Below are 26,468 nucleotides of genomic sequence, written 5' to 3' on the forward strand. Positions count from 1 at the left end.
TCTGCCTGCCCCGAACATGACCTTACTTGGTTGTTGCCACTTTATCCGTATCGTCGTCCAGCAGCTCGCCCTTCAATTCCGCGTTGTCCATCGCTTTCACAAAGGGATAGAATACGGCCATGGAGAACAGCCAGCCGACGACAACGAAGGCCACGGCCGCCCAACTGCCGTTCGTGGAAAGAAAGGCTTTGATGGGTGCCGGGGTGATCCACGGGATCGTCAGCACTGGGATGGGCAGCCAGTGCAGCGGCACCATGATCACGGCCACAATGGCGACGATGAAGGAAGACAGAATAAACGGAATCATCATCAACGGATTGAGCATGATGGGCAGTCCGAAAATCAGCGGTTCACCGATGTTGAAAATCGCCGCTGGCAAGGCCAGCCAGCCCATTTTTTTCAACCGTTGCGACTTGCAGGTGAGCAGGACGACAGCCAGCGGGAAGACACCGGTCCAGATGTAGTTATCCATTAAGACGCTGGTGAAGGTGTAAGGCAGTGCCTTACCAGCTTGGAACGCGGTCTGGTTGGCGGTGAACATTTGGGTCCAGAACGTGCCGGCCACACCGCTGACGATATTCCCACCGTGGATCCCGACGGACCACAGAATCCGGTTCAGGAACGTGGCCACCAGAACGGCCCAAGGCGTATCCCCGACAACGACCAGCGGTTGGAAGATATCCGAGATCAGTTTCGGCAGATCCAGATTCAAGACGAAGCGGAACAGCCACCAGATAATGATCACACAGGAGGCTGGAATCAAGGCACTGAAGGAACTGGAGACCATGGGCGGCACATTTTCCGGCAGTTTGATTGTCCAGTGCCGGCGAATGAAGAAACGGTACATTTCGACGCTGAGGATCCCGACCATGATGGCAGAAAAGACGCCGATCGCGCCCATATAAGTGACTGGTAAACCGGCAAACGGCACCGGCGTCTTGCTGCCCTTAACCAGGGTATTCACTGTTTGAACCGGGTTGATCAACAGATACGATGCAACGGCCAGAATCATCGGCTGAATAATATCCGTCTTTTTCCCCCTTGTTTTTGTTATACCATTCCACCAGCGCATATGAGGTGGTGATGACGGTATAGAGGGCGATAAAGGCGGTGCCGACCCCGGCGGCCGAGGCCAGCGTCGTTTTGAACCCGCCGATGAAGTTTTGGTACGCCGGGACTGGGAAGGCGGATAATAGCGTAAAGATGGAGCCGATGATCAAGAGGCTCATGATCCCCAGCCCAGTCCGCTGAATCACTTGAATATAGCGGTATTGGGAGAACTTAATTAACGGCGGTGCAATTTTCTCTTCGACAAACTTAGTGATGTGATCCATCAGAAAACACCCCTTCTAGTCATGATTTTCCCCTGAAGAACATGCTACACTATGTTGTAGTGAACGTATTCACTACATGAAAGGAGCTACCCGTGATGATTATTGTGCTCAGTCCCTTGATGCAGCAGCAGATTATCGACTTTTTAGAAGCCCAGTCCGATCCATCTTTTAAGTTTGAAAAGAAGAAAGGTATAGAACTGTACTTCACCACGGATGCCGCGGACGCGGAAGCCGCAGCCGATATTGCCAAACAGCGGATCAAGAGTCAACCCACCTTCTCCCCTTTGTTAATTAAGGTGCGCACTGAAGAATATTTGTAATTAATTGGCGCCCTTGTTTTCACAGTATAGACCAGTTCAGGAGAGCTGGTCTATTTTTTATTATTGCAACCCCTTACAACTCAAATTATACAGGATAGAAATACAAATTCAACGGATAACAAGGATTATTTTCGAGGGCGAAATTTGGTTTCTTCCGCGGGTCAAAAAAGGCACGCAGCGTGGCCGTTGCGTGCCGAGTGTTTCACTAATTATTTAGCGGCGTTCAGTTGAACAATTTCTAACAAGACATCCACGGCTTTAGCCATCGTTTGTTCAGAAACAAACTCGAAGCGGCCGTGCATATTCTCGCCGCCGGCGAACAAGTTCGGAGTCGGCAGGCCCATGAAGGACAGCTTGGACCCGTCGGTGCCGCCGCGGACAGGAGTTTCATCCGGGGTGATGTCCAGATTGTGCATCGCCTGTTCCGCCAAGCGGACCACGTCCATGTGGTCCTTCATGACGTCGATCATATTGTAATATTGGTCGTGCATTGTCACAGTCACCCGGGGTTCATCCAAGCGGGCATTCAGCTTGTCAGCGATGGCCTGGGCCTTTTGCTTGCGCTCTTCCAGGCCGGCCCGTTCGAAGTCACGGATGATGTAATCCAGTTCGGCGTGATCCGGAGTCCCCTCGAAGGATAGCAGATGGAAGAAGCCGGCGCGGCCCCGGGTTTCTTCGGGTACTTCATCTTGGGGTAAATTATTTTGAAAATCGATGCCCAATTGAATGGCGTTGATCATCGTGTGGTAGGCCGTGGAAGGATGAACATTCTTGCCCTTGATCGCTACGTGCAGCGAGGCGGCGGAGAAGGTTTCATATTCCATCTCGCCCAATGGCCCGCCGTCAACGGTGTAAGCAAAGTCGGCCGCAAAATCCTTGACGTCGAAATGATCGGCACCGGTGCCGATTTCTTCGTCCGGACCGAAACCGATGCGGATATCGCCGTGTTTGATCTCCCGATGAGCCAGTAAATACTCGGCCAGGCTGAAGATCTCAGCGACGCCGGACTTGTCGTCTGACCCCAGCAAAGTCGTGCCGTCAGTGGTAATCAACGTATGGCCTGCGTAATTCTTTAAAGCCGGGAAATCTTTCGGATCCAGCGTATATTCTCCGGCAGCGTCCAACTTGATTACGGAATGGCCGTCATAGTTTTCGACGATCTGCGGTTTGACGCCTTCCGCATTAAAATCCGCCGTGTCCACGTGGGCCAAAAAGCCGATGGTCGGCACCTGGTGGTCCGCATTGCCGGGAATTGTTGCCGTGACGTACGGGAATTGTTGCCGTGACGTATCCGTTGGCATCGTTATACCGGGCATCGGATAACCCAATTTCTTTTAATTCATCAACCAGTTGGTGCAGGAATTTAACTTCCCGCTCTGCACTCGGGATAGTCGTTGATTTCTCATCAGAACGAGTATTGATCTTGACGTAACGTAAAAAACGGGGAATTAAAGTGGGATACTTGGTGTCTGCCATAAGTAGCAACCTGCTTTCTGAATTAATGGAATTAGAGAAATGTAAAGGGGTCGGTGGACAGCGGTGATGGCATCACCGTGATGTCCCAGTGGTTCTCATCCGCCCAAGCGGCGAGTTTTTCGCTCATCTGGGGAATGACGATACTTTCAATGTGGTGACCAGGATCGATCACCGGCAAATCCGCCGCTAGCATGTCGTGGCCGGTATGGTAATACACATCCCCGGTCACAAAGGCTTCAGCACCAGCCGCTTGGGCCTGATGGAAGAATTTACCGCCGTCACCGCCAACGACTGCCACCCGACGGACGGATCTTTGCAGATCTTTAGCCACCACGCGCAGACCCTGCAAAGCGAAGACCTGTTTAATATGGTCTGCCAAATCGCGAACAGTCAGCGCCTGGGGCAGTGTGCCGATTCGGCCGATCCCGATATGCTGCGCCGGATAAGCTTCAGTGAAGATATCATAAGCGGGTTCTTCATAGGGGTGGACTTCATGCATGGCCAGCAAAACATCAGCCCGCAGCGAATGGGGGAAAATTACTTCGACGCGGCTTTCATGCACGACTTCCGGTTTGGCGACCGCGCCAATCGCCGGATGAGCACCCGCTTCAGGCGTGAAGCGGCCTTCGCCGTCATTGGTAAAGGACGCCCCGCTGTAATCGCCGATCTGACCGGCGCCGGCCGCCGCCAGCGCATGGCGCATCACGTCGGCGTTGTCCGCTGGGGTGAAGACGATCAATTTTTCCAGCGGATCATCGTTGCTCCGGGCAAACGGCTGCACATCCTGCAAGCCAATGGCCGCTGCCAGCCAATCGTTCATGCCCCCCACTGCTTTATCCAAGTTGGTATGGGCGGCAAATACGCTGATGCCGTGGGTCAGCAAACTGGCATACATTCGATTCTGCGGATCAGCCAAGTCCAGATTGCGCGCTGGGCGGAAGATCATCGGGTGGTGGGCCCAAATTAAATCAATATTTTGGGCAATTGCGTAATCCACCACTTCCGGCCGGACATCCAGGGTGACGAGTACGCGGTGCACGACGGCTTGCCGATCCCCCAGCTGAAATCCGGTGGGGTCATTCCCTTCCCGTAAATACCGCGGTGCAAAGCGGTCGCTGCGATTGATAATATCTTGGACAGTGGTCATTAGGCTAACTCCTTCTCAATCATTTGCTGTTCTTCTTTCACTTGATCAGCCTTTTCCGATTGATCCGTTTGGGCCTGTCGCAGATCGGCTAATAATTCTTGGTTGTGGTCGTGGCGATCCTGCCAATAACGGCGCCAGACTTCGCTCTTTTCCTGACGCAGATGCGGTCCCATTAAAATATCAGCTGGCGCCAGCGTCACAGCTTCTTGGACCGGGTCGGCGACAATAATTTCATAAATATGGTGATCTTCGTCGATGATCCGTTCCGCATTGATGCTGTACCGGTGCTGCACCAACCAGGTGCGCACCCGGTCACTGCCGATATTCGGCTGCAAAATCAACCGTTCGGTGTGCTGCAAGTCAGACTGGCCAGCCTCCAAAATATCGGTGATCAGCGCCCCGCCCATACCGGCAATGACAACACAGGTGATGCCGTCATCCGCCGTCAGCGTGCTGAGTCCGTCGCCTTGGCGGACACTGACTTGGCTGGTCACTTGGGCTTCAGTCACATTGCGGGTGGCACTGGCTACCGGGCCGGCCCCAACATCGCTGGCGACAACGCGGGGAGACACCCCTTCATGGATGAGATAAATCGGCAAGTAGGCATGATCGGTCCCGATATCTGCCACGACGGCATCTTGGGGGATAAATTGAGCCACGACCGCGAGCCGATCGGACAATAACGTTGCGGTGTGTTTGTCTTGCGTCACAAAAAAGGCCTCCACTTTCTCTTGATACAAATAGTATACTCAGTATACCAAAAAAAGCCCGCGGCAACCGGCCGCGGGCAATAAAATAAGAAAAATCACAGCAAAATATGGTGAGCAGCACGCGTCCGGTGGGTCCGCCGGTAAAGCTGCCAGTTTCCCAGCGCTGCCGTCAGCGCAACCACGGTGCCGACGACGATCAAACCGTCCACGCCGTCCTTTTGGACCAACGCATCATAAAACAGGGCGCCGATCCCCACAAGACTCAACAGTGCATACAATACCGCCATCAATGCCCAGCGATGCGCCGGGTCCGGTAACGGTCCAGGATTGTCACTATCCATAAAAATCACTCCATTTTCTCTCATGCCTTTGACAATATTATAGCATCATTACCAAAAAGGTACAGTGGTTAGCGTCGAAAGCGTTCCCACCAAGAACGCTTTGGATGGTCATCCGCCGGCAGCTGCATGTCCGCTAAGGTCTTGGGCCGATCATTGTGTTCCACGGCGACTTCCGCGGCGTGGGGATCCAAATAGGTGTGCGTCCGCGGTTTGGCAGATGCAGGCGGGGCGGCACTAATTTCAGTTGGCCGAGTCGTGACGTCACGCTTCTCCACCGCTTTGACCTGATCGGCCAAATTCGGATCCACCTGATGCAGCATTTCCAGGATTCGCGTATTTTGCTCAATCACTGTGGAGACGAGCTGGCGCAGCTGGTTGATTTCTTCCTGCTGATTCTGGACGGTCACGGCCAAATCGGCGGCGGGCTCGGCGGCACGATTCACTGGTGCCAGCACCGCGCGTACCGCCGCCTGGATGGACAAATGTTCAGTGCTTACCCGCTGGGTGATGGCGGTAAGCTGTTGAATCGCCGTTGCCGAGTAAAGCCGGCCGCGCCGGTTATTGCGGGGGAAGGCTGCCCCATTTTCTTCCATGGCTGCGGATAGCCGGCGTAACCGGTCAGCCGAGATACCCAGAGTCTGAGCAGTCTCCGTCACTGTCTGCAAGTCTTCTTTCACCATCATCATGCCGCCCCCAATGTCACATGTTAATTATATTGTACCAAAACTCGGGCTGATGACGGTAAAGAAAAAGGAAAGAGCAACGCCTGCCGGCCCTGCTCTTTCCGCTTGGTTTAATCCAAGAAATCCTTCAATTGTTTCGAGCGAGATGGGTGGCGCAGCTTGCGCAGGGCCTTGGCCTCGATTTGGCGAATTCGTTCTCTGGTGACGCCGAATACTTTGCCGACTTCCTCCAGAGTGCGGGTCCGACCATCATCCAAGCCGAAGCGCAACCGCAGAACGTTTTCTTCCCGATCAGTCAGCGTGTCCAGAACGCTCTCCAACTGTTCCTTGAGCAGTTCGTTAGACGCATGCTCTTCCGGACTGGTGGCGTCGTGGTCCTCGATGAAGTCCCCTAAGTGGGAATCATCCTCTTCGCCGATGGGTGTCTCCAGAGAAACTGGTTCTTGGGCAATCTTCAAGATTTCCCGCACCTTCTCCGTAGGCAGATCCATCTCGGCACCGATTTCTTCCGGTGTTGGTTCCCGGCCTAGATCTTGCAGCAGCTGCCGCTGGATCCGAATCAGTTTATTGATGGTTTCAACCATGTGGACTGGGATCCGAATGGTCCGCGCCTGGTCGGCAATCGCCCGGGTAATCGCCTGGCGAATCCACCACGTGGCGTAAGTGGAGAACTTGAACCCTTTGCGGTAGTCGAATTTCTCGACGGCCTTCATTAAGCCCATGTTCCCCTCCTGGATCAGGTCCAGGAACTGCATGCCCCGGCCGACGTAACGCTTGGCAATGGAAACCACCAAGCGTAAGTTGGCTTCTGCTAACCGCTGCTTGGCTTCTTCATCGCCCTGTTCGATCTTCAGGGCTAATTCGACTTCTTCGTCCGCAGTTAACAGCGGCACCCGGCCGATTTCCTTCAGATACATGCGTACAGGATCGTTGATCTTCACGCCAGTGGGCGCGGACAAATCACGCAATTCCTTCTTCGAAACAGCCTTTTCTTTCTTCAGGCTCCGTTCAGCTGGTTCGCCGTTCTCGTCAACGATGCTGATGCCGTTGTCTTCGACCTTCTGCATCACATCATCAATGTCGTTGGACTCGAGTTTGAAGGGTTTCACAATTCTTTCAACGAGTTCTTCATTTGTGATTTGCTTCTTGGGTCGGTACTCCTTAACTAAGGCAGTCACGGCCTTGGTCAAGTCTTTCTTGGATACCGTATTGGTTTCTTTAGCCATCAAGCAATCCCCCTCAATAAAAATGGGCGTAAAAATACACATATATAATATACACCAATTGTGCCACCGATGCAAGTCGGCGGCACAATTGGGTCAGGAAACCGGTCCTGGTCTCCCCTTCAATTGCTGCTGCAACTGAATGATCTGCATAGCGACTGCTAATTCACGTTCGCCGTCGCCGTTATCATGGGCTTTGTGCAGCTGCTGCTGCAAAGTATGCAGCTCAGTCTGCAACGGGTGGCGGGACAGGATGTGCAAATAGTCCGTCACCTGTTCTTCCGAATAATCAGTGGGCAAGTCGCGCATCTCAATTTGCGTGAGCAGCGCGTTTTCCGCATCTGGAACGAAGTCGTTGAAGCCGGCCACGTCGCCGGCTGAATGACCTGATGCCAAGTAATCCTGCCACAGCAAGTACAGCGTCTGATAATTGACATCCACGAATTCAAAAGTGCCATCCGACTTGCCCTGGACTAGGTCCACCACTTCCGGATGGGCCATCATCAATGCCAGCAGGTCCTGTTCTGTCCGCTCCACCAGCGACAGCCGCGGCTGCTCGGGCATCGCCGGGGGCGGCGGCAGCGGACCATAATCCATGGGGGCGGATTGGCGTCGTTCTGTTTGGCGCGGCCGCTGTTTGGGCAGCTCCGTTTGAATTTGAATTAAGGACGCCTGGAGCGCCCCTAAATCAACTCCCAGCTGTTTGCTCAAACCGCGCAGATGCACGTCTCGTTCCACCGGCGACGGGTCCTGGGCAATGATCGTCAAGGCGGCATCGGTGTAATCCGCCCGAGCGGCGTCCCCAGTCAAGTCACTGCGGCTGGCCAGCTCCCGTAAACCGAAGCCGGTCGGCGTCAACCGATGTTCCGTGATCTGTTTTTGAAAGGCCTCTGCGCCCCGCTTTTGCACAAATTCATCCGGATCCATACCATCGGGGAGGACGACGGCGCTGACGTTAAAACCTTGGTCGCCGCCCAAAAGTCCCATTGCCCGTTTGGCCGCCGCAATTCCCGGGGCGTCGCCATCGTAACAAATTACGAGACTGTCCGTTAACCGCCGCAGGTCGTAAATCTGCTGATCCGTGAGGCTGGTCCCCATGGAGGCCACGCCATTTGTTACCCCGGCACTGTAAGCCGAAATCACATCCATGAATCCTTCAAAAAGAATCGCTCGGTGGTCATCCCGAATCTTGGTCTTGGCCTGATCCAGATTGAACAGCACCTGCCGCTTCGCAAACAGTTTTGTTTCCGGACTGTTCAAGTATTTCGGGGCATTGTCGGCCTTGGTCAGAATCCGCCCAGAAAAGGCCACCACCTGGCCGCCCTGATCCCGCACCGGGAACATCACTCGATTATAGAACCGATCTCGCAAATGGCCATCATCCTGCTCAGTGAACAGACCCGATGTCCGCAGCAGATCGTCATCATAATGCTCGTGCAAATACTGCCACAGCACGTCACCGGTATCCGGGGCAAAGCCGATATTGAACGTCTCGATCAAATCATCGGCCATCCCCCGCTGGTGCAGATACGCCAGGGCCGTTTCACCCACCTGGGTATTGACCAGAATATGGTGATAAAAAGCCGCCGCCTGGGTGTGCATCTGGCGCAACTGAGAAATTTCCGGATCCGCGGGTGTCGCCGGCCCTACGTATTCATCCGGCAGTTTTTCACCAATCATCTCGGCGACTTTCGCCACCGACTCTGGGAACGACAGGTCTTCAATGTCCATGATGAACTTGAAGACATTACCGCCCCGGCCGCAACTGAAACAGTGGAAGATCTGTTTGTCCGGAGCGACAGAGAATGACGGGGTCTTCTCTTCATGGAACGGACAGAGGCCGAAGTAATTGCGGCCTTGCTTGCGCAACTGGACATATTGGCCAACGATATCGAGGATATTGGCCTTCTGGCGGATACCTTCAATGACGTCTTCCGGTATTCTTTGGGCCATGGGCGGACTCCTTTCTGTTTGGATCAGTGAGAAAAGGGACCGGGACGAGACTCTTTCTTCGTACGGCGTGCCAATTTTGCCGCAGCTTGCGGAGCATTGGCACGCCGTACGTTTGAAAATTGAGTCTTGTCCCAGTCCGCTCGGAAAAAGCGTTATATCTATTTTACAATCAAACCATCCAAATTACCAAAGAACTTGGCGATGTCCCGAATTTGGGCGAGCTGGTGCAGGCGGTTATCCCGAATCTTGGGATCCTTGTCCATGACCATGTTCTCTTCAAAGTACTCGTTGATGATCGGCCGCAGATCTTGCAAGCGCTGATACAATTCCGCGATTGATAATTGCGGCGCATCGGCTTGTAACGTCTCCACCGCATCATGCAGTTTTTGTTCGGAAGGGTTCTGGAACAGACTCGGGTCGACTTGGGCACCGGCGTCTTTGGACTTCCGGGCCAAGTGTAACACCCGCGTCAAGGCTTCCACAGTCGGCTTGAAGGACTCTTTGTCGACCTGATCGGTGAGTACATTGGCGGCCGCGAACATATCCTCGGGATCGACATCTTGATTGGCCGTAACGGCATCGACGATATCGTGCCGCGTATCTTTCGTACTGAAGAACTGCTTCACCCGATCGACAAAGAAGTCGTTCAGGCCTTTAATCTTGTCCAGGTGCAGATGCGGCACTTGATTCTTTTCTTGGAACTGGCTGACGATCGCGGCTTGGATCCGAAGCAGCGGGAAGTGCCACTTGTGGTCCTGCAGGATGCGAATGATGCCATAGGCTTGCCGGCGCAGTGCATAGGGATCATTGGACCCGCTGGGCACCATTCCGGCGCCAAAGAAGGTCATGATCGTATCCATCTTATCGGCAATCGCTAGCACACTGCCAATCTTAGACGCTGGCAATTTGCCATCGGCCGACGTGGGCATGTAGTGTTCCCGGATGGCCTTGGCAACATCTTCTTTTTCACCGGCCAGGTTAGCGTAAATCTCCCCCATCGTGCCCTGCAATTCAGGAAATTCACCGACCATGCTGGTGACCAGGTCGAATTTGTAGATGTGGGCGGCCCGGTCCAAATCGGCAAGTTCTGCTTCGCTCAAGTCGAATCGCTTGCCCAAATAACGGGCAATGCCGGCGACCCGCTGCATCTTTTCATACATCGAGCCGATCTTGTCGTGGAACATGACCGTCTTCAGTTTCTCCACGTAATCGGCAATACTATGCTGCTGGTCCTCTTCATAGAAGAATACCGCGTCTTCCAACCGGGCGACAAGGACCTTTTCGTTCCCCTTGACGACATTCTCCAGGTATTCCCGGTTGCCGTTGCGAACGGCGACAAAATCCGGCAGAAGTTGACCATCATGATCGGTGACGTAGAAATACCGCTGATTGTCGCGCATGGAAGTGATTAAGACGGCATCGGGCAATTCCAGATACTTCTTGTCGAATTGACCGGCAAAGGCCGTGGGATATTCTACCAGGTTGGTGACTTCTTCAAACAAGTCCCGGTTCAGTACAATGCGCCAGCCGTGTTCGTCGGCGATCTGCTTCACCTGGGCTTTGATCACGTCGCCGCGCTTCTGCTCGTCAACAATGACAAATTGGTCGGCCAAGGCGTCTTCATAGTCCGTAGCGGTTTGCAGGTCCACCGCGTGACCCAGGAATCGGTGTCCCTGGGTGGTGCGGCCGGCCTCAACGTCGAGGATCTTGAATGGCACTATCTTGTCATCCAGCAGCGAAACGAACCAGTGGATCGGCCGGATATATTCGAAGTCATAGTGGCTCCAGTGCATCCGCGTCGGGAAAGTCATAGCTTCAATGATCTCCGTGACCTTGGGCAGAACATCTGCAACCGGCTGACCAATGATGTTTTTCTGGTAGAAAACGTAAGGCGTACCTTTAACGTCGCGTTCTTCCAGGTCATCCACAGTACCGCCTTGACCACGGGCAAAGCCTTGGGCCGCCTTGGTCCAGTTGCCGTCGGCGTCCTTGGCGATCTTCATCGCCGGGCCGCGGTTTTCCGTACTCTCGTCAGTCTGCTTGTCTGCCAAACCGCTGACCAATAAAGCTAAACGCCGCGGGGTGGCATACTCTTTAATGTCGGCAAAGGCTAAGCGATTGTCCTTCAGAAAAGCGGCCATGCGGTCGTGGAGTTGGCGAACACTAGGGACCACCACGTGGGCCGGCATATCCTCTAAACCAATTTCGAGTAAGTAATTATGTGTCGTCATCTTATTCGGCCTCCTTTGCGGCATTTTCCTGAGCATGCTTCAACAGCGGGAACCCGCGCTTCTCCCGTTCGGCCACAAACGCTTTAGCAACTAAGTGCGCCATCTTGCGGATCCGGGCTAAATAGCCGGCGCGTTCGGTTACCGAGACCGCGCCCCGGGCGTCCAGCAGATTGAACGTGTGGGAACATTTGAGAATATAGTCATACGCGGGGTGGACCAAACCCAGCTTGATCAGGCGGTGGGCTTCCTTTTCATAATCATTGAAGAACTTCAGCAGCATGTCCTGGTCGCTTTCTTCAAAGGCATACTTGGAATGTTCGTACTCCGGTTCCTTAAAAATGTCACCGTACAGGACACCGTCGCCCCATTCCAGATCGAAAACGGAATTCACGTCTTGAATATAGGACGCCAGCCGTTCGATCCCATAGGTCAGCTCACTGGTGACGGGGGAAACATTCAGGCCGCCGACCACTTGGAAATACGTAAATTGGGACACTTCCATGCCGTCCAGCCAGACTTCCCAGCCAACTCCGGCACAGCCCATGGACGGGTTCTCCCAGTTGTCTTCAACAAACCGGATATCGTGTTCCAAAGGTTCGATGCCCAGCGCCCGCAGAGAATCCAGATAATATTCCTGAATTTCTTTGGGAGAAGGCTTCATGACCACCTGAAACTGGTGGTGCTGGTACAACCGGTTCGGGTTTTCACCATACCGGCCGTCTGCCGGCCGCCGGGACGGTTCCACGTATGCCGCGTTCCACGGTTCGGGACCCACGGCACGCAGGAACGTATAGGGGCTCATGGTACCCGCGCCCTTCTCTACGTCGTAGGCTTCCATTAACATACAGCCCTTGCTCGCCCAGAAGTGCTGTAAGGTCGAGATCATATCTTGAATGTCCAACTTCTTAGCCATGTAATTCTCCTCTTCCGGCCTCGCGGGGGACACAAAAACCGTCCCTACACTACGCCAAATGGTAGTGTAGGGACGGCTTCTAACCGCGGTTCCACCCTACTTCACAGGACTGCGCCCTGTGCGCTTCGTTTGTTCTTCGCTCCCGGGTGCCGTGCGCTGGTCGTGAGCGGCTTGCACTCTCCCGCTCTCGCTGACTTGACCGCGCTTTACCCGTTCCTCACGAATGATTCATAGACATCATACGCTAAAAGACGGCGGGAGACAAGATGGTTTCTGAAAGTGATCTTAAACGGCGGCATGGGTCTGGCGATAGGCGGTCAAATCAACAGTAATCAGTACGGCAAAAGACTTGGCGGGAATCGCTAATTGATTCAACGGGGTTGATGCCGGCAGTGCTGTTTCGTCTAGAAGCATTGTGCCAATAAGGTCTTTACCCATTTCGATTGCTTCTTCAATAGAATCGCCCTGAGTCCAAGAACCGCCATTGATGTCGGGAATTTCGACAGAATAGCCGCCCTCTGTTTCAGGATGGAGAATGATTGGATATCCAACTTTCTGGTTAATCGTCATGATCGTCACTCCTCTGGTCGTTTGGCGCTGCATTTCGGGGCGGTAACGGTTTGAAATCCTCGTTCCACTGCTCCAGCGAATCAATAAACCGTTTAGACCGGGGATACGCCCCCACCGTGTCGCTATAAATTCGGTCAATGATGGTACGCAGTTCTGCCTTCGTGGTATTGTTCACCTTGATCGATTGGATCTGCCCAATATTCACCACCGAAAAGCGGCGCATGTAGTAAATGGTCTTCGCACTGGCATGGAACCGATGGGGATCCTGGGCCCAATGCCGGCTGCAGATCAACCCACCGGCACTTTCTGAATAATCCATGGGCCGGTCGTCTCGCCCGCAAATTGCACAGACGCGCAGCTGCGGCGCGACCCCGAAGGCGGGCAGGAGCTGAATCTCGACGATATTCGCCAGAATACCAGCATCCAAACCGCGGTCTAAACCGAGCAGGACGTTTTTGCCGATATCGTACCATTTCGGGATGGCCTGCCCCTCCGGAAACGCCATGCGGATCAGATCAAAAATATAAGTGGCATAAGCATTAATGACGATATCCGCCATTGGTTGGCGAAAAAGGTGCGTTCCCTTGGCTGTCCGCAACTGGGACAACCCCTGGGCGCGCACCACGCCAACGTAATCGCCCAGCGTAAAGGGTAAAGTCACCCCGGCCAGTTTCGCCTTAGGGCGCTTCAATCCGCGCGCGATAAACGTCTTGAACCCATATTGCTGGGTTAAAAAGCGGACTAGGGCATCATGTTCGCGATAGTCCTGGCGGGAGACCACGATGCCGGTGAAATCAACGGCTGCTTCAGCCATCAACTAGTCCAGTCGTTTGATGTTGTAACCAGACTGGTTGAGAAACTTCGGGTCATCCCGCCAGTTGCGCTGTACCTTGACCCACAGCTTCAAATTGATTTTCTCGCCCAACAGGCCTTCGATCTCCCGCCGGCCGTTGATTCCAATCTGTTTCAACATCTTACCACCGGCGCCGATGACGATCCCCTTCTGGGAATCCCGCTCCACATAGATCGTGGCGTGGACTTGCAGTTTGCCCTCGATCCGGGTATTCATCGAGTCCACCAACACAGCGACCGCATGGGGAATCTCCTGCCGCGTCAGATGCAGCACTTGCTCTCGAATCAATTCGGCAACGACGAAATACTCGGGATGATCAGTGATCTGATCTTCTGGATAGTATTGCGGACCCGGTTTCAGATGGCTTTCTAACCCCGCAAGCATATCGGCTACGTTGTTTCCTTGGGTCGCCGAAATCGGATAGACTTCAGCAAAGTGCAGTGTATCCGTGTAGTTGGCAACGATCTCCGGCAGCGTGTCGGGGTGGACCAGATCAATTTTGTTGACCAGCAAATACACCGGTGTCTTAGTCTTCTCCAACAAATCCATGATGTACCGATCGCCAGGACCGATTTTGTCGTCTGCGGCCACCATGAAGAGGATGGCATCCACTTCAGAAAACGTTGATTCTGCGGCGGCATCCATATAATCGTCCAGTTTGTTCTTGGGCTTGTGGATCCCGGGAGTATCGACGAAAACAATTTGAGCCTGATCCGTCGTGTAGATTCCCTGAATCTTATTGCGGGTCGTCTGGGCCTTATCGGACATGATCGCCACTTTTTCACCCACCAACCGGTTCATCAGCGTGGATTTACCCACGTTGGGCCGGCCGACAATGGCGACAAACCCGGATACAAATTGCTTTTCTTTATTGTCCATCAGACATCTGCTCTCCCTTAAAGGCATACGGTAAAAGTTCAGCGACGGTGGTATGCTGCACCGTGCCGTGCAAGTTGGTCAAAATAACGGGCATGTCCGGCGCACAAAACTCCGCCAGCACCTGACGGCACGCACCGCAAGGTGAGACCGGGTCCGCAGTGTCAGCAATCACCGTTAAATTGGCAAAGTCCCGCTCACCGGCACTGATCGCCTTGAACATCGCCGTGCGTTCGGCACAATTGGTCAGGCTGAAACTGGAATTCTCAATGTTGCAACCAGTATAGATCTGGCCGGTCTGGGTCAGGAGCGCTGCGCCCACTGCAAAGTGGGAATACGGGACATAGGCTTGTTCCCGGGCGATCTGCGCCGCCTTGATCAATTCTTTTTCTGAAACCATCAATTCTCCTCCTCAGCGGAAATACGCCCACACCAGCGGGATAAAGACCAAGGCCCCCACAAGCACGGCAAAAAAAGCCGTCAGCAATACAATGCCGGCGGATAAATCTTTGATCTTCTTGGCCTGAGGCGAATAAGCCCCTTTGGTCACAAAGTCCACCATATCTTCCATTAGCGTATTGCCCAATTCGGCAAAAATCACTAACCAAATCGCAGCCAGCAGCCAGAGCCAATCATTCCAGCGGGCACGCAAAATAGCCGCCGCGCCGATCACGACAATGGCAGCTACTGCGTCTCGGCGCAGATTGCGTTCCTCGTGCAGCGCCACCCGGACACCCGCCCAGGCATGGCGCAGGGCTTGCAAGAAGGTATGGTTTTTATCAGTTTGCTTAGCGGGTGAGGCCATAGGCTTCTAGAATCCTCTCTTGCAGCGGGATCATCACTGCTTCGTCCGCCTTCTTGATATGGTCATAGCCATTTAAGTGCAAGAAGCCGTGAACAGTAGTATATCCGAGCTCGCGGGCAAACGAATGACCATATCGCTCCGCTTGTTCCTGGGCAATGGCCGGTGATATGAACAAGTCTCCAATGTTGCGGGGCAGATCAGCTAACGCCTCGAGCGGTTCGCCAAACTCGCTATCGTCGTCGCCGTCTTCGATCGCAAAACTGATCACGTCAGTAGCCCGATCCACGTTACGGTATTGATTATTGATTTCCCGAATGCGCTCCTTCGTCACGAAGGTGATGGACATCTCGGTATCTTCTTTAAGGTGCAGCTGCTTCCCGGCAAATTCCACCAAGTCTTTGACCATGGCTAAGGAATCTGAGTCTAACAGGTGATCGTCGTCATATACGTCTAAATTCACTGCTTAGGTTCTCCGTTCTCTTGAGGATGTTGGGGCATTTCGTAGGCGGCATAGGCATCAATGATCCGGGCGACTACCGGGTGCCGCACCACGTCCGCACTATTGAAGTGGACAAAGCCGATATGGGGAATATCATGGAGAATTTTTTCCGCCGACATCAGCCCACTGGCACTGTTTGAAGGTAAATCGATCTGGGTGATATCGCCGTCCACGACCATCTTCGAATCGAATCCTAGCCGCGTCAACAACATCTTCATCTGCGCCCGCGTTGCGTTTTGGGCTTCATCCATAATGATGAAAGCTTGGTCTAAAGTCCGGCCGCGCATATAAGCCAGCGGCGCAATTTCGATCACGCCGCGATCGATCATCCGGTTCGTTTGATCAGTGCCCATGATTTGATACAGAGCATCATAAATCGGCCGCAAATAGGGATCGACTTTTTCCTTCAAATCGCCGGGTAAAAAGCCCAGCGACTCCCCGGCTTCGACTGCTGGCCGAGTGAGAATCAGGCGTTCCACATCGCCGCTCTTCAGCGCCGCCACCGCCAAGGCAACGGCCAGATATGTTTTCCCGGTACCGGCGGGGCCGATGCCGAAGGTGATGTCATTGTGGCGGATCGTTTGCACATATTGCCGCTGGCCAAAGGTCTTAACGCGAATGTTACGGCCCTTAGCGTCACGGATAATCGTTTCCTTGTAAAGATCAGTGAAATACTCCAGCGTCCCCCGCTCGGCCATCTTAATGGCACTCATGACATCGGTGGATCCGATCCGGATGCCGGATCCGATAACGTCAGTGAGGGCATTTAATACCTGTTCGGTTAAGTGCACATCGTCCGGTTCGCCGGTGATATGGATCTCCACATCCCGAGCGGTAATGGACACATTGAGTCCTTCGGCCAAGAGTTGTAAGTATTCATCATTGACGCCCATCAAAGTGACAGCCATGGCCGGATCGCTGAGATGGTAGGTTTCTTCAATACGCGTGGCTTCTGCCAAATTCTCACTACTTTCTGGGTTAGTTAGTCTAATTGTATTTTAGCACAGATGGCAAGAGGGCGAAGGCCGACGGTCAGAAGCGTAGCAATAAGGCAGGAACGGCACAAACCCCGGTTTTGGGTTTTTGTCGTTCCTGCCTTATTGCCTAGCTTCTGTCGGCCTGAGCCCGTTTACGCGGAGGCAGCCTTGTTCGTTCCAGCACTGCCGTGCCAAAGCTGCGCAATCTCCGGCGGATGGGGGATCAGCCATGGCACTAGTTTCTCTGTGACATGTAAATCCTGCTTATCACGACCAAATTCCTTAGTGCACCGCCACTTCCCGCGCTTCCGGCACCTGCAATTTCCCGCGGAAATCGCTCAGCCGCTTGTATCCTTTGGCATCCATGATGGCGGTCAGTTCCTCCGTTAAGCGGGCAAACACTTTCGGTCCTTCCTTGCCCAGCTGGGTTGCAACGCCGACCATGTCGGCCCCGCACAGGATCAGTTCGAAAACATCCCGGCCGGTTTCGACACCGCCGGTACCGATAATGTTGATTTCGTGCTTCAGGAGCTGGCGCAAGACGCGGACGTTGGCTAAGGCCATCGGCTTGATGTAGCCGCCGCCGATGCCGCCCAGTCCGCCCTTAGGCGCAATCGCGGCGGTTTCGTCTTGAATCACCAGACCATTACCAACGCTGTTGATGGTGTTGACGAAGGTCAGCGGAAATTGATTCAGCACATCAGCAATCTGCTGGAAGTGCACCAGATCGAAATACGGCGGTAATTTCACGCCCAGCGGACCATGATAAATGCCGGTCACTTGGGTCAAGATCCGTTCTACCGCGGCAAAGTCATAGGCAATCTGCGGTTTGCCCACGACGTTGGGGCAAGACAAGTTTAATTCCACTAACCCGCTGAAATTGCTTGCGGCGATCTTGGTAAAGATCTTGCCGAAATCGTCGGGGCTGGTACCGGTCGTTGACAGAAAATACGGTTTTTCCGGATTAGCCTGATGGAATTCTTCAACAACCTGCAAGTAGTAGTCCAACCCTTTGTTGGGCAAGCCCATGGAATTGATCGAGCCCAGGTCGGTCGCCGCCATGCGAGGCTTGGGGTTCCCTGCCCGGGGGGCCAAAGTGGCCGTTTTAGTCACAAAAGTAGCGGCTGCTGAGGTATCGACCGCGGACAATTCCTTCCGGTCGTAACACCAAACACCCGCTCCGTTCATGATTGTATTGTTAAAATGAAAGCCGCCGATCGTTGTGGTCAACTCTGCCATTGTGTATTCCTCCATAGATCGGGGGGCATAAGCATAACGCTGTCTGCGAAATCCCCAGGAGGGTACTCCGTTGTCAGCAAAATGGATGCTCACTGTCACCCGTTATTTTGTCGCTTGTTGGTATTCTGCCACAAGCCGTCAAAAAACGCAATAAAAGAACCAGATCATCAAAAATGACCTGGCTCGTTTTTTTCGCGGAGATTTGCGTTATTCAAAGCCAGCGGAAAATCCGCCGTCCATTTGGTTGGTTACTGTTGGAGCAGACGTCAGGTCGACAGAGCGGCCGGAGCTAGCCCAGCAATTCCTTGACCATGGCGTTCACTTTCGCCCCATCGGCCTTACCTTTGACCTTGGGCATGAGCGCCTTCATCACTTTGCCGAAATCAGACTTGCCCGAGGCGCCCACTTCAGTGATCGTTTCTTGAACGGTCTGCTTAATCTGGGCGTCATCCATCTGCGCGGGCAGATATTTCTCGACGATGGCGATCTCGGCTTTAACCCCGGTGACCAAATCGTCTCGATGGGCTTTTTCAAAGTCCTCAAGCGACTCCTTACGTTGTTTCAGTTCTCGGTTAACAACCCCGAGTTCCTCTTGAGCAGTCAGGTCGCGACCGACCTTGATCTGTTCATTTTGCAAAGCAGCTTTGATCATACGAACGACGCTCAGCGTGGTTTTATCCTTAGCCTTCATCGCCGTAATCATGTCGGCATTTAGCGAATCTAACAAGCTCATTTTTGCGCTCCAATCAATTAGAACTTCTTACGCTTTCTCGCTTCCTCGGATTTTAACTTCCGTTTCACACTCGGTTTTTCGTAGAACTCGCGTTTCCGGTATTCACGTAAAGTACCGCTCTTAGATACGGAACGCTTGAACCGCCGCAGTGCATCATCGAGAGATTCGTTTTTGCGAACGACTGTCTTTGCCATTTGACATCCCTCCCTCCGCGATGAGTGTAACTGTCGCCAGATGTACATGTGACAAACAATTCCTTTTCATTATACAGAACATTATTTTAGAGCGCAATTAATCTTGGCATATTTGTGGAAAAGATTCTGACTCGTGATTTTTCGGCCGCCCAGATTTGCTCACTGTTTCCCGGTGCGACGGGAATTATGGTATCATAGAGAAAAATGAGAGAAGCGGAGCATCGATATGACCGAAGCAAAAAAGCTCAACCTGTATGTCCTGTCTGATTCTGTTGGGGAAACCGCCTTCAAACTCGCTCAGGCCGTGATGGCCCAGTTCCCCCACGTGGAGACGACGTACATCCGGTATCCGTTTATGCACACGGAGAAACAAATTGACGAAGTTGTGAAGAAAGCCAGCCAAGACGGCGGTATTGTGATCCACACGCTGGTGACTAAGGGCTTGGCTAAGCAAGTGCATCAAGCCTGCCTGATCCACCACGTGGTGGATTTCGATCTGCTTAGTTCGTTGATTGATGAAATCACCAAAACCACCGGCGAAGAACCGACCCACGAAGCTGGTGCTATTCACCATTTGAATGAAAAGTACTTCGATCGGATCTCAGCGATGGAATTCGCCGTGCTGTATGACGATGGCAAGGATCCCAAGGGGTTTTTGGAGGCCGACGTTGTTCTTCTCGGCCCGTCACGGACCTCCAAGACGCCGCTGTCCCTGTTCCTGGCCGGTAAAAACTTGAAGGTGGCCAACCTGCCGCTGGTGCCCCAGGCCCACATCCCTGAGGAACTGTGGAAGGTCGATCGAAAGAAAATCATTGGGCTGACCAACGATGTCGAAGTCTTGAACAATATTCGCCGGGAGCGCATGATTGCCTATGGTTTGAATCCAGACACAACATATTCCAATGTGGACGAAATCAAGAATGAATTGAAATTCGCTCAAGATCTCTACACCAAGCTGGATTGCATGGTGATCAACGTTGCCCACAAGTCAATTGAGGAAACTGCCGCACTGATTCTGGAACACCTGGGGTTGGATGATTACCAACCCAATTTAACCAAGAAATAACTGATTGGTCGATAGAAAAGACGAGTCCCGTGGCGGGACTCGTCTTTTTGCTACGCTTCTGGTAATTTTCCTTCGTGTTCCTGAATCTTCTCAAGTAAATCCGGGTCAAATTGACCGCTGCGCAGCATCTGAATCTCGAAAGCGTACGGTGGGAATTGGTGTTTCTTATCCGGACCGACAAAGGGCGTCTCCATGATCTTCGGCACGTCCTTTAACTGCGGGTGGGCATAGACGTAATGGAGCGCATCGAAGCCAATCGTCCCGAAGCCGATGTTCGCATGGCGGTCCTTATGGCTGCCTTGGGGATTCTTTGAATCGTTCAGATGAATCATCTGCAGCTTATCCAGGCCAATAATGTGGTCGAACTGGTTCAGCACCCCATCAAAATCGTGGGCGATATCGTATCCGGCATCGCTGGTGTGGCAGGTATCGAAGGTGACACTGACCTTGTCATTGTTTTGAATACCGGCGATGATATCGGCCAGTTGTTCAAAGGTAATGCCGACTTCAGTGCCCTTCCCCGCCATCGTTTCAATGGCAATGTGGGCATGCTGAGTCGGACTGATCACTTCGTTCAAGCCTTTAATGATCTGCTTAATGGCATTTTCCGGTGTGTCCTTCAAATGGGCGCCGGGATGGAGCGCGATTTGGGTCGCCCCCAAGGCGTCGGCTCGGGCCACTTCCTCCCTGAGAAACTGGACCCCAAACGTATAATTTTCCGGTTTCGCCGTATTTCCCAAATTCACGATGTAGGGCGCGTGCACCACGACATCGTCAATGCCGTGACTGGCCAGCAGCGTCTGGGCTTGGGCAATCTCAAATGCATCGATCGGTTTGCGCCGCGTATTTTGCGGCGCACCGGTGAACACCATTAACGCGTCGGCGTGATAGTCGAGTGCCGTTTGGACGGACCCGGCAAACATGGTTTTACCCTTCAGGGGCACATGGGCCCCAAGATGATCATGCAGCAAACAACTCACTCCCTCTTTGGTTCATAGTAATGGCCCAGTATACGGACAGTCGGCGTCACTGACACGAAGGCGTGGGCATCGCTTTCGTGCATCACGTCCGTGAGATCACGCAGTTCGTATTGCGAAATGACAGTGAGCAGCACCGTCTTTTCTTCATGGCGATAGGCGCCCTCGGCATCATGCATGATCGTGATCCCCCGCCGCATCTGTTCCTGGATGCCGGCAATCACGGTGCGGGGATGGTTCGTCACGATAATGACCTGTAACCGCTGATCCTGAGTATAGATCATATCGATCACCCGGCCGTTGATAAAAATTCCCAGGGCACTGTATAGCGCGTGGGGCCAGCTGTAGATAAAGCCGGACAGCAAAACGATCAAGGCGTTGAACGCGATATTGATCGAGCCAACGGATTTGCCGGTCTTTTTCCGCAGCACGATGCCTAAAATGTCCAATCCACCTGTAGAAATACCGCTGCGCAGCGCAAAGCCGGTCCCAGCGCCATTGAATAATGCCCCAAAAATAGCACATAAAATCGGGTCCACGGTGAGTTTCCGAATGGGTGAAAAATGCAGTAACAATGATGACAGCACAACAGCCAGAATGGTGAACCAGGTAAAATGATGACCGATTTTGCGCCAGGCCAGAATAAATAAGGGCAGGTTCAAAGCCACGAGCCAAAACGGGGTACCCAGGAAGGTGATCCCCATCCGGGCCAAGACCGTACTCATCAGCTGAGCAAACCCGGTCACACCGGAGGCGTAAATCCCTCCGGGTTCCCAGAAGAAGTTCAACGCCATGGAGACCGCCACGGCGTACAACAGGGCGGCGGATACCCGCGTGAAGTTCCGGTACCGCCGGCTTACTTTTTCGATACTATCCATTGATTCTTTCTCGTCCCTTTTCCGTGGTGCGATTAGTGACACTATTGTAACATATTGGACAAGAAAAACAGGACCGGCATATGCCGGTCCTGCAAGGGATCAACGGTTATCCGCGGTCCCAATATTTTTTCTGGTAGGCTGCTCGGCCGCCGGCTTCTTCCATGGCGTACCGCTCCGGATTTTTCTTATAGAAATCCTGATGGTACCCTTCAGCCGGATAAAACGGTTGCGCATCTTCGATCTTAGTCACGATCGGTTTAGAAAACTTGCCGCTCGCTGCCAAAGCCTTTTTCGATGCCTCTGCGACCGCCCGCTGGGCCGGCGAATTAACGAAAATCACCGGCCGGTAGTTGTTGCCCCGGTCCTGGAATTGGCCCATGGCGTCGGTGGGATCGGCCACCTGCCAATAAATATCGACCAATTGCTGATAACTCAGCACTGCGGGATCGAAAGTGATCTCGACCGCCTCAGTGTGGCCAGTGGTGCCGGAAGAGACCTGGGCGTAAGTGGGATTAGCCACGTGGCCGCCGGTGTAACCGGACACCACGGACCGCACCCCAGGATATTGATCAAACGGCTGGACCATGCACCAAAAACAGCCGCCAGCAAAAATTGCAGTTTCTTCTGCCATGTGCACTATCCCTTCTTTTCAAATAACGGGGCATACTGCCCGTATCCGGCCTTGGTTAAATCGGTCGCGGGAATGAAGCGCAGCGCCGCTGAGTTAATGCAGTAGCGCAATCCGCCCTGATCTTGGGGCCCGTCGGTGAAGACGTGGCCCAAGTGCGAGCCGGCATTCTGGCTGCGGACTTCGGTGCGGGTCATTCCGTGACTGGTATCCATATGAGTGTGTAATTTCTCGATGGGCTTGGAAAAAGACGGCCAGCCGCAACCAGCGTCGTATTTATCCAGCGAAGAGAAAAGCGGCTCGCCGCTGACCACATCCACATAAATCCCCGGCTCGTAGAAATCATCGTATTGACCGGAAAACGGCCGTTCAGTGGCCGCATGCTGGGTCACTTCATAGGCTAAGGGTGACAGTTTTGCCTTTAAATCCTGCTCTTTTGACTCTGCCATGGAATCCCACCTCTCTGATGCTGATTATACGCATTTTCGGGGTGGCTGTCATTAGTTTTGCACAATTAATTTGTTCCCTACTTACGATATTTGGCTTCGACCTCAACGCCCAGCTCATCCAGTTGTTCGGCGGTGACTGGCTGAGGCGCACTGGTCATCGGGTCAGTGGCCTTGGAGTTCTTCGGGAAAGCGATGACGTCCCGAATGTTGTCCCGGTGCGACAGCAGCATGGCGAAGCGATCCAGGCCAATGGCTAAGCCGCCCATAGGCGGGAACCCGTATTGCATGGCATCCAGCAGGAAGCCGAATTGGGCATAGGCCCGTTCCTTAGTGAAGCCCAAGGCTTTGAGCATCTTCCATTGAATATCTTCGTTGTGGATACGGATGGAACCGCCGCCTAATTCGTATCCGTTCAGGACGATATCGTAACTTTGAGCGTGAGCCTTATACGGATCGGTATCCAGCAAGTGGATATCTTCTTCGTTGGGCATCGTGAACGGGTGGTGGGCCGGTACCCAGCGCTTGGCCCCTTCGTCGTATTCAAACAATGGCCAATCAACGACCCACAGGAAGGCGTATTCGTCTTCCGGAATCATATCCATTTCCTTGGCAAAATGCGTCCGCAGATAGCCTAAAGAATCAGCGACAACTTTCCGACTAGCCGCCACAAACAGGATCAGGTCGCCGTCGTGGGCCTCCAGCCGCTTGGTCAATTCAGCAGTTTGGTCGCCTAAAAACTTCGCGACGGGACCAGTGAACCCGTCTGCGGTCACTTTAACCCAAGCTAAGCCCTTAGCGCCAAAGCGCTTGATATATTCCTGTTGTTCGTCAATATGCTTCCGGGAATACTTGGCCGCGGCTCCCGGGACGCAGATCGCCTTAACCTGGCCGCCATCAGCAACGGCACCGGAAAAGACCTTGAAGGGGGAGTCCTTGAACAGGTCAGACAGATCCGTTAATTCCATGCCGAAGCGAACATCCGGCTTGTCGGAACCGAACCGATCCTGGGCATCTTGCCAAGTGATTCGGCGGAACGGCAATTTAACGTCGATCCCCTTTTCATCGTGCATGACTTGGGCAATGACACCTTCGGTAATATCCTGAATCTGTTTTTGATCTAAGAAGCTGGTTTCAATATCGATCTGAGTGAATTCCGGCTGCCGATCACCCCGCAAGTCTTCATCCCGGAAACAGCGGGCCAACTGATAATACTTATCGAAGCCTGCACCCATTAGCAATTGTTTGAACAGTTGCGGGGACTGGGGCAGCGCGTAGAAACTGCCCGGATAGACCCGGGAGGGCACGATATAGTCCCGAGCCCCTTCTGGCGTGGACTTGGTCAAATCCGGGGTTTCCATTTCAATAAAGTCGTGGTCGTCCAAATAATGGTGGACAGACTTCACGATTTGGGCCCGGGTGCGCAAACCGCGCTGCATTTCCGGCCGGCGCAGATCCAAATAACGGTACTTCAGTTTGGTATCTTCCGTGGCATCAACGCCGTCAACGATGTCAAATGGCGGTGTCTTTGACTTGTTCAAAATCTCAGCTTCCGTGATCTCCACTTCCACTTTGCCCGTACGCATCTTGTTGTTCACCGCTTGGGCATCCCGGGCGACGACCTTGCCGTGGACCCGAATGACATACTCGGAGCGCATTTGTTCAGCAAGGGCTAACGCGTCCGGGCCGAATTCTTGACTAAAGACCAGTTGCAAAATCCCTTCCCGGTCCCGCAAATCCACAAAGACCAAGTTACCCAAGTCCCGGCGCTTGGCCACCCAACCGGCCAAGTCGACTTCCTGGCCGATATACTGTTCATCGATCAATCCTGCATAATTCGTACGTTTCATCCTATTTTCCCTCTTCCACTAACTGCTGATAAATCTTGTGAAACTCTGTGGTGACTTCCGCAAACGGCACTTGAATCTGTTGACCAGTGGCCATCTGTTTAATGCTGGCGGCACTGTGAGCCAGTTCATCTTCCCCAAGGGTGATGACCAGCTGCGCATTCTCCCGATTGGCCGTCTTGAATTGGCTCTTGGCTTTCCGATTCAAGAAATCCATATCCACGGTGTAGCCCGCTTCCCGAATCGCATGGGCTAAGACCAAGGCCTCAGCACCGGCCGGTTCAGATAAAGATGCAATATACACGTTCAAAGGCGCCGCTTCTTCCGCCGGCCGGTTGTGCTGAACCAGCAGCATCAGCCGTTCCGTCCCTAGCCCGAAGCCGACTCCCGGCAAAGCCGGCCCGCCGACCTGTTCGACCAGGCCGTCATAGCGGCCGCCGGCCAAAACAGTCAGTTCTTTGTTGCCAAACGCGGGGGATGTTGTCATAATTTCAAAAATCGTATGGTTATAATAATCCAACCCGCGGACCATCGTGGGATCCACAACATACGCAATACCCAACTTATCCAAAGATTCTTTGACTACAGAAAAATGGGCTTGGGCCGCCGGAGTCAGATAGTCCAGAATAGAGGGGGCATCGGCCACCAATGGCTTATCCTGAGGATCCTTGCTGTCCAGGATGCGCAACGGATTCTTGGCCAGTCGAATCTGGGAATCTTCGCTGAGTTCAGCTTTGTGCGGCGTGAAATAATCGACTAAAGCCTGATGATAGGCCTGACGGGTTTCCGGATCGCCCAGGGTGTTGATGGCTAGTCGCAGATCATGGACACCAACGCTATGCAGCAAATCGACCCCTAGCTGGATCGTTTCCGCATCCAGCAAAGGCGAATCGCTGCCAAAGGCTTCAACGCCAATCTGATGGAACTCCCGCTGCCGGCCGGATTGGGGCCGTTCATACCGGAACATTGGGCCCATGTAGTAGACCCGGTACGGTTTTGGAAATTCTGGGCCATAAAGTTTGTTCTCTACGTAAGCCCGGACAACACCGGCGGTGCCTTCCGGCCGCAACGCCATATGACGCCCGCCTTTATCATTGAAATCGTACATTTCCTTCGTGACAATATCACTGGTGTCGCCTGAAGAACGAGCGTACAGATCATAACTTTCAAATAATGGCACACGAATCTCACCGTAGCGGTAACGCCGGAATACTTCCCGGCTCTTCGCTTCGACTTCATCCCAGAGTTGTGCTTCCTGGGGTAAAATGTCTGCGGTGCCTTTCGGCTTTTGGTACTTCACGCGAATCTTCCTTTCTAAAAGCACACAAAGCGCCCTCGTCTAAGACAAGGGCGCTTTGTGCGCGGTACCACCTTTTTTGTGTCTATGAGTAACGTTCATGCGGACGGGGGCGTAACGCCCCGGCAACGAAGACTGTCTTTTCAGTCATGAGCCCTTTCAGCAAATGGACTCTCTCTGGAATTCCTGACCTATCCTGTGTCTCCGTGAATGCTTTTCATATATCAGAATAAGCGTATGAAAGTTTCTTTG

General features: G+C 53.3%; 28 protein-coding genes and 1 pseudogene. 2 read left to right on the forward strand and 27 right to left on the reverse strand.

Features of this window, described 5'->3' with window-relative positions:
• Positions 1-22: 22 nt before the first annotated feature.
• Together FMM01_RS04780 and FMM01_RS16425 are read right to left on the reverse strand one after the other, a co-directional pair.
• Entirely contained in the window at positions 23-1,012 is a 990-nt protein-coding gene (locus FMM01_RS04780; protein WP_263405059.1) for a PTS sugar transporter subunit IIC, read from the reverse strand.
• Complete coding sequence (locus FMM01_RS16425) at positions 948-1,334, reverse strand: PTS sugar transporter subunit IIC (protein WP_223850002.1); 387 nt, start codon at positions 1,332-1,334, stop codon at positions 948-950. The genes FMM01_RS04780 and FMM01_RS16425 overlap by 65 nt, the downstream gene beginning before the upstream one ends.
• Positions 1,335-1,429: 95 nt before the next feature.
• On the opposite strand from FMM01_RS16425, the gene FMM01_RS04785 reads away from it, so the two are divergent.
• The gene (locus FMM01_RS04785; RefSeq protein WP_027828002.1) at positions 1,430-1,654 is read left to right on the forward strand and encodes a hypothetical protein; all 225 of its coding nucleotides are present in this window, start codon (positions 1,430-1,432) and stop codon (positions 1,652-1,654) included.
• A gap of 209 nt (positions 1,655-1,863) precedes the next feature.
• Here FMM01_RS04785 and pepT read toward each other — a convergent pair.
• The 19 genes and pseudogenes from pepT to rpsU all read right to left on the reverse strand — a co-directional run bounded on the left by pepT (position 1,864) and on the right by rpsU (position 19,077).
• A pseudogene (gene pepT / locus FMM01_RS04790) lies at positions 1,864-3,130 on the reverse strand (peptidase T).
• A 31-nt stretch (positions 3,131-3,161) separates the two neighbouring features.
• Positions 3,162-4,277 (reverse strand): Nif3-like dinuclear metal center hexameric protein, encoded by a 1,116-nt coding sequence (locus FMM01_RS04795; protein WP_146995118.1) that lies wholly within the window; start codon positions 4,275-4,277, stop codon positions 3,162-3,164.
• Positions 4,277-4,987 (reverse strand): tRNA (adenine(22)-N(1))-methyltransferase, encoded by a 711-nt coding sequence (locus FMM01_RS04800; RefSeq protein WP_027828005.1) that lies wholly within the window; start codon positions 4,985-4,987, stop codon positions 4,277-4,279. Before FMM01_RS04800 ends, FMM01_RS04795 begins: the two co-directional genes overlap by 1 nt.
• 95 nt (positions 4,988-5,082) lie before the next feature.
• Positions 5,083-5,328: a hypothetical protein gene (locus FMM01_RS04805; RefSeq protein WP_146995117.1), complete on the reverse strand. Its 246-nt coding sequence runs from the start codon at positions 5,326-5,328 to the stop codon at positions 5,083-5,085.
• A gap of 68 nt (positions 5,329-5,396) precedes the next feature.
• Positions 5,397-6,011, reverse strand: coding sequence for a hypothetical protein (locus FMM01_RS04810; protein WP_027828007.1), 615 nt, complete (start codon positions 6,009-6,011; stop codon positions 5,397-5,399).
• A 110-nt stretch (positions 6,012-6,121) separates the two neighbouring features.
• On the reverse strand, positions 6,122-7,237 hold the full coding sequence (rpoD, locus tag FMM01_RS04815) for an RNA polymerase sigma factor RpoD (protein WP_027828008.1): 1,116 nt from the start codon (positions 7,235-7,237) through the stop codon (positions 6,122-6,124).
• A gap of 93 nt (positions 7,238-7,330) precedes the next feature.
• Positions 7,331-9,187, reverse strand: a complete 1,857-nt coding sequence (dnaG, locus tag FMM01_RS04820) for a DNA primase (protein WP_150391808.1) — start codon at positions 9,185-9,187, stop codon at positions 7,331-7,333.
• A 158-nt stretch (positions 9,188-9,345) separates the two neighbouring features.
• On the reverse strand, positions 9,346-11,418 hold the full coding sequence (gene glyS, locus FMM01_RS04825) for a glycine--tRNA ligase subunit beta (protein ID WP_150391809.1): 2,073 nt from the start codon (positions 11,416-11,418) through the stop codon (positions 9,346-9,348).
• A 1-nt stretch (position 11,419) separates the two neighbouring features.
• Positions 11,420-12,331, reverse strand: coding sequence for a glycine--tRNA ligase subunit alpha (gene glyQ / locus FMM01_RS04830; protein WP_146995113.1), 912 nt, complete (start codon positions 12,329-12,331; stop codon positions 11,420-11,422).
• 285 nt (positions 12,332-12,616) lie between these two features.
• Complete coding sequence (locus tag FMM01_RS04835; RefSeq protein ID WP_027828035.1) at positions 12,617-12,901, reverse strand: type II toxin-antitoxin system HicB family antitoxin; 285 nt, start codon at positions 12,899-12,901, stop codon at positions 12,617-12,619.
• Complete coding sequence (gene recO / locus FMM01_RS04840; protein ID WP_150391810.1) at positions 12,891-13,715, reverse strand: DNA repair protein RecO; 825 nt, start codon at positions 13,713-13,715, stop codon at positions 12,891-12,893. Before recO ends, FMM01_RS04835 begins: the two co-directional genes overlap by 11 nt.
• Positions 13,716-13,718: 3 nt before the next feature.
• Positions 13,719-14,633: a GTPase Era gene (gene era / locus FMM01_RS04845; protein WP_027828037.1), complete on the reverse strand. Its 915-nt coding sequence runs from the start codon at positions 14,631-14,633 to the stop codon at positions 13,719-13,721.
• The gene (gene cdd / locus FMM01_RS04850) at positions 14,623-15,030 is read right to left on the reverse strand and encodes a cytidine deaminase (protein ID WP_150391811.1); all 408 of its coding nucleotides are present in this window, start codon (positions 15,028-15,030) and stop codon (positions 14,623-14,625) included. Before cdd ends, era begins: the two co-directional genes overlap by 11 nt.
• A gap of 12 nt (positions 15,031-15,042) precedes the next feature.
• Positions 15,043-15,435, reverse strand: a complete 393-nt coding sequence (locus FMM01_RS04855; protein ID WP_027828039.1) for a diacylglycerol kinase family protein — start codon at positions 15,433-15,435, stop codon at positions 15,043-15,045.
• A complete protein-coding gene (ybeY, locus tag FMM01_RS04860; RefSeq protein WP_027828040.1) occupies positions 15,419-15,895 on the reverse strand; it encodes an rRNA maturation RNase YbeY in 477 nt (158 codons plus the stop codon). The genes FMM01_RS04855 and ybeY overlap by 17 nt, the downstream gene beginning before the upstream one ends.
• On the reverse strand, positions 15,892-16,893 hold the full coding sequence (locus FMM01_RS04865; RefSeq protein ID WP_027828041.1) for a PhoH family protein: 1,002 nt from the start codon (positions 16,891-16,893) through the stop codon (positions 15,892-15,894). The genes ybeY and FMM01_RS04865 overlap by 4 nt, the downstream gene beginning before the upstream one ends.
• A 300-nt stretch (positions 16,894-17,193) precedes the next feature.
• Positions 17,194-18,150, reverse strand: a complete 957-nt coding sequence (locus FMM01_RS04870) for a dihydroorotate oxidase (protein ID WP_150391812.1) — start codon at positions 18,148-18,150, stop codon at positions 17,194-17,196.
• A gap of 289 nt (positions 18,151-18,439) precedes the next feature.
• Positions 18,440-18,883: a GatB/YqeY domain-containing protein gene (locus tag FMM01_RS04875; protein ID WP_027828043.1), complete on the reverse strand. Its 444-nt coding sequence runs from the start codon at positions 18,881-18,883 to the stop codon at positions 18,440-18,442.
• A 17-nt stretch (positions 18,884-18,900) separates the two neighbouring features.
• Entirely contained in the window at positions 18,901-19,077 is a 177-nt protein-coding gene (rpsU, locus tag FMM01_RS04880) for a 30S ribosomal protein S21 (protein WP_022528361.1), read from the reverse strand.
• A 226-nt stretch (positions 19,078-19,303) separates the two neighbouring features.
• Between rpsU and FMM01_RS04885 the strand changes: the two genes are divergently transcribed.
• Complete coding sequence (locus tag FMM01_RS04885; protein WP_027828044.1) at positions 19,304-20,143, forward strand: pyruvate, water dikinase regulatory protein; 840 nt, start codon at positions 19,304-19,306, stop codon at positions 20,141-20,143.
• Positions 20,144-20,193: 50 nt separating this feature from the next.
• Here FMM01_RS04885 and FMM01_RS04890 read toward each other — a convergent pair whose 3' ends face one another.
• The 6 genes from FMM01_RS04890 to hisS form a co-directional block, all read right to left on the reverse strand.
• Positions 20,194-21,111 (reverse strand): deoxyribonuclease IV, encoded by a 918-nt coding sequence (locus FMM01_RS04890; RefSeq protein ID WP_261765292.1) that lies wholly within the window; start codon positions 21,109-21,111, stop codon positions 20,194-20,196.
• Between the two features lie 8 nt (positions 21,112-21,119).
• Positions 21,120-21,998 carry a YitT family protein gene (locus FMM01_RS04895; RefSeq protein ID WP_027828046.1) on the reverse strand — a complete coding sequence of 293 codons (879 nt, stop codon included), beginning with the start codon at positions 21,996-21,998 and terminating at the stop codon, positions 21,120-21,122.
• 106 nt (positions 21,999-22,104) lie between these two features.
• Complete coding sequence (gene msrA / locus FMM01_RS04900; protein WP_150391813.1) at positions 22,105-22,629, reverse strand: peptide-methionine (S)-S-oxide reductase MsrA; 525 nt, start codon at positions 22,627-22,629, stop codon at positions 22,105-22,107.
• A 5-nt stretch (positions 22,630-22,634) separates the two neighbouring features.
• Positions 22,635-23,075 (reverse strand): peptide-methionine (R)-S-oxide reductase MsrB, encoded by a 441-nt coding sequence (gene msrB / locus FMM01_RS04905; protein WP_027828048.1) that lies wholly within the window; start codon positions 23,073-23,075, stop codon positions 22,635-22,637.
• Positions 23,076-23,152: 77 nt separating this feature from the next.
• Positions 23,153-24,922 (reverse strand): aspartate--tRNA ligase, encoded by a 1,770-nt coding sequence (aspS, locus tag FMM01_RS04910; RefSeq protein ID WP_027828049.1) that lies wholly within the window; start codon positions 24,920-24,922, stop codon positions 23,153-23,155.
• A 1-nt stretch (position 24,923) separates the two neighbouring features.
• A complete protein-coding gene (gene hisS, locus FMM01_RS04915; RefSeq protein WP_027828050.1) occupies positions 24,924-26,219 on the reverse strand; it encodes a histidine--tRNA ligase in 1,296 nt (431 codons plus the stop codon).
• Positions 26,220-26,468 lie beyond the last annotated feature (249 nt).

Source organism: Schleiferilactobacillus harbinensis, assembly GCF_008694105.1.
In the GTDB taxonomy this organism is placed as follows: domain Bacteria; phylum Bacillota; class Bacilli; order Lactobacillales; family Lactobacillaceae; genus Schleiferilactobacillus; species Schleiferilactobacillus harbinensis.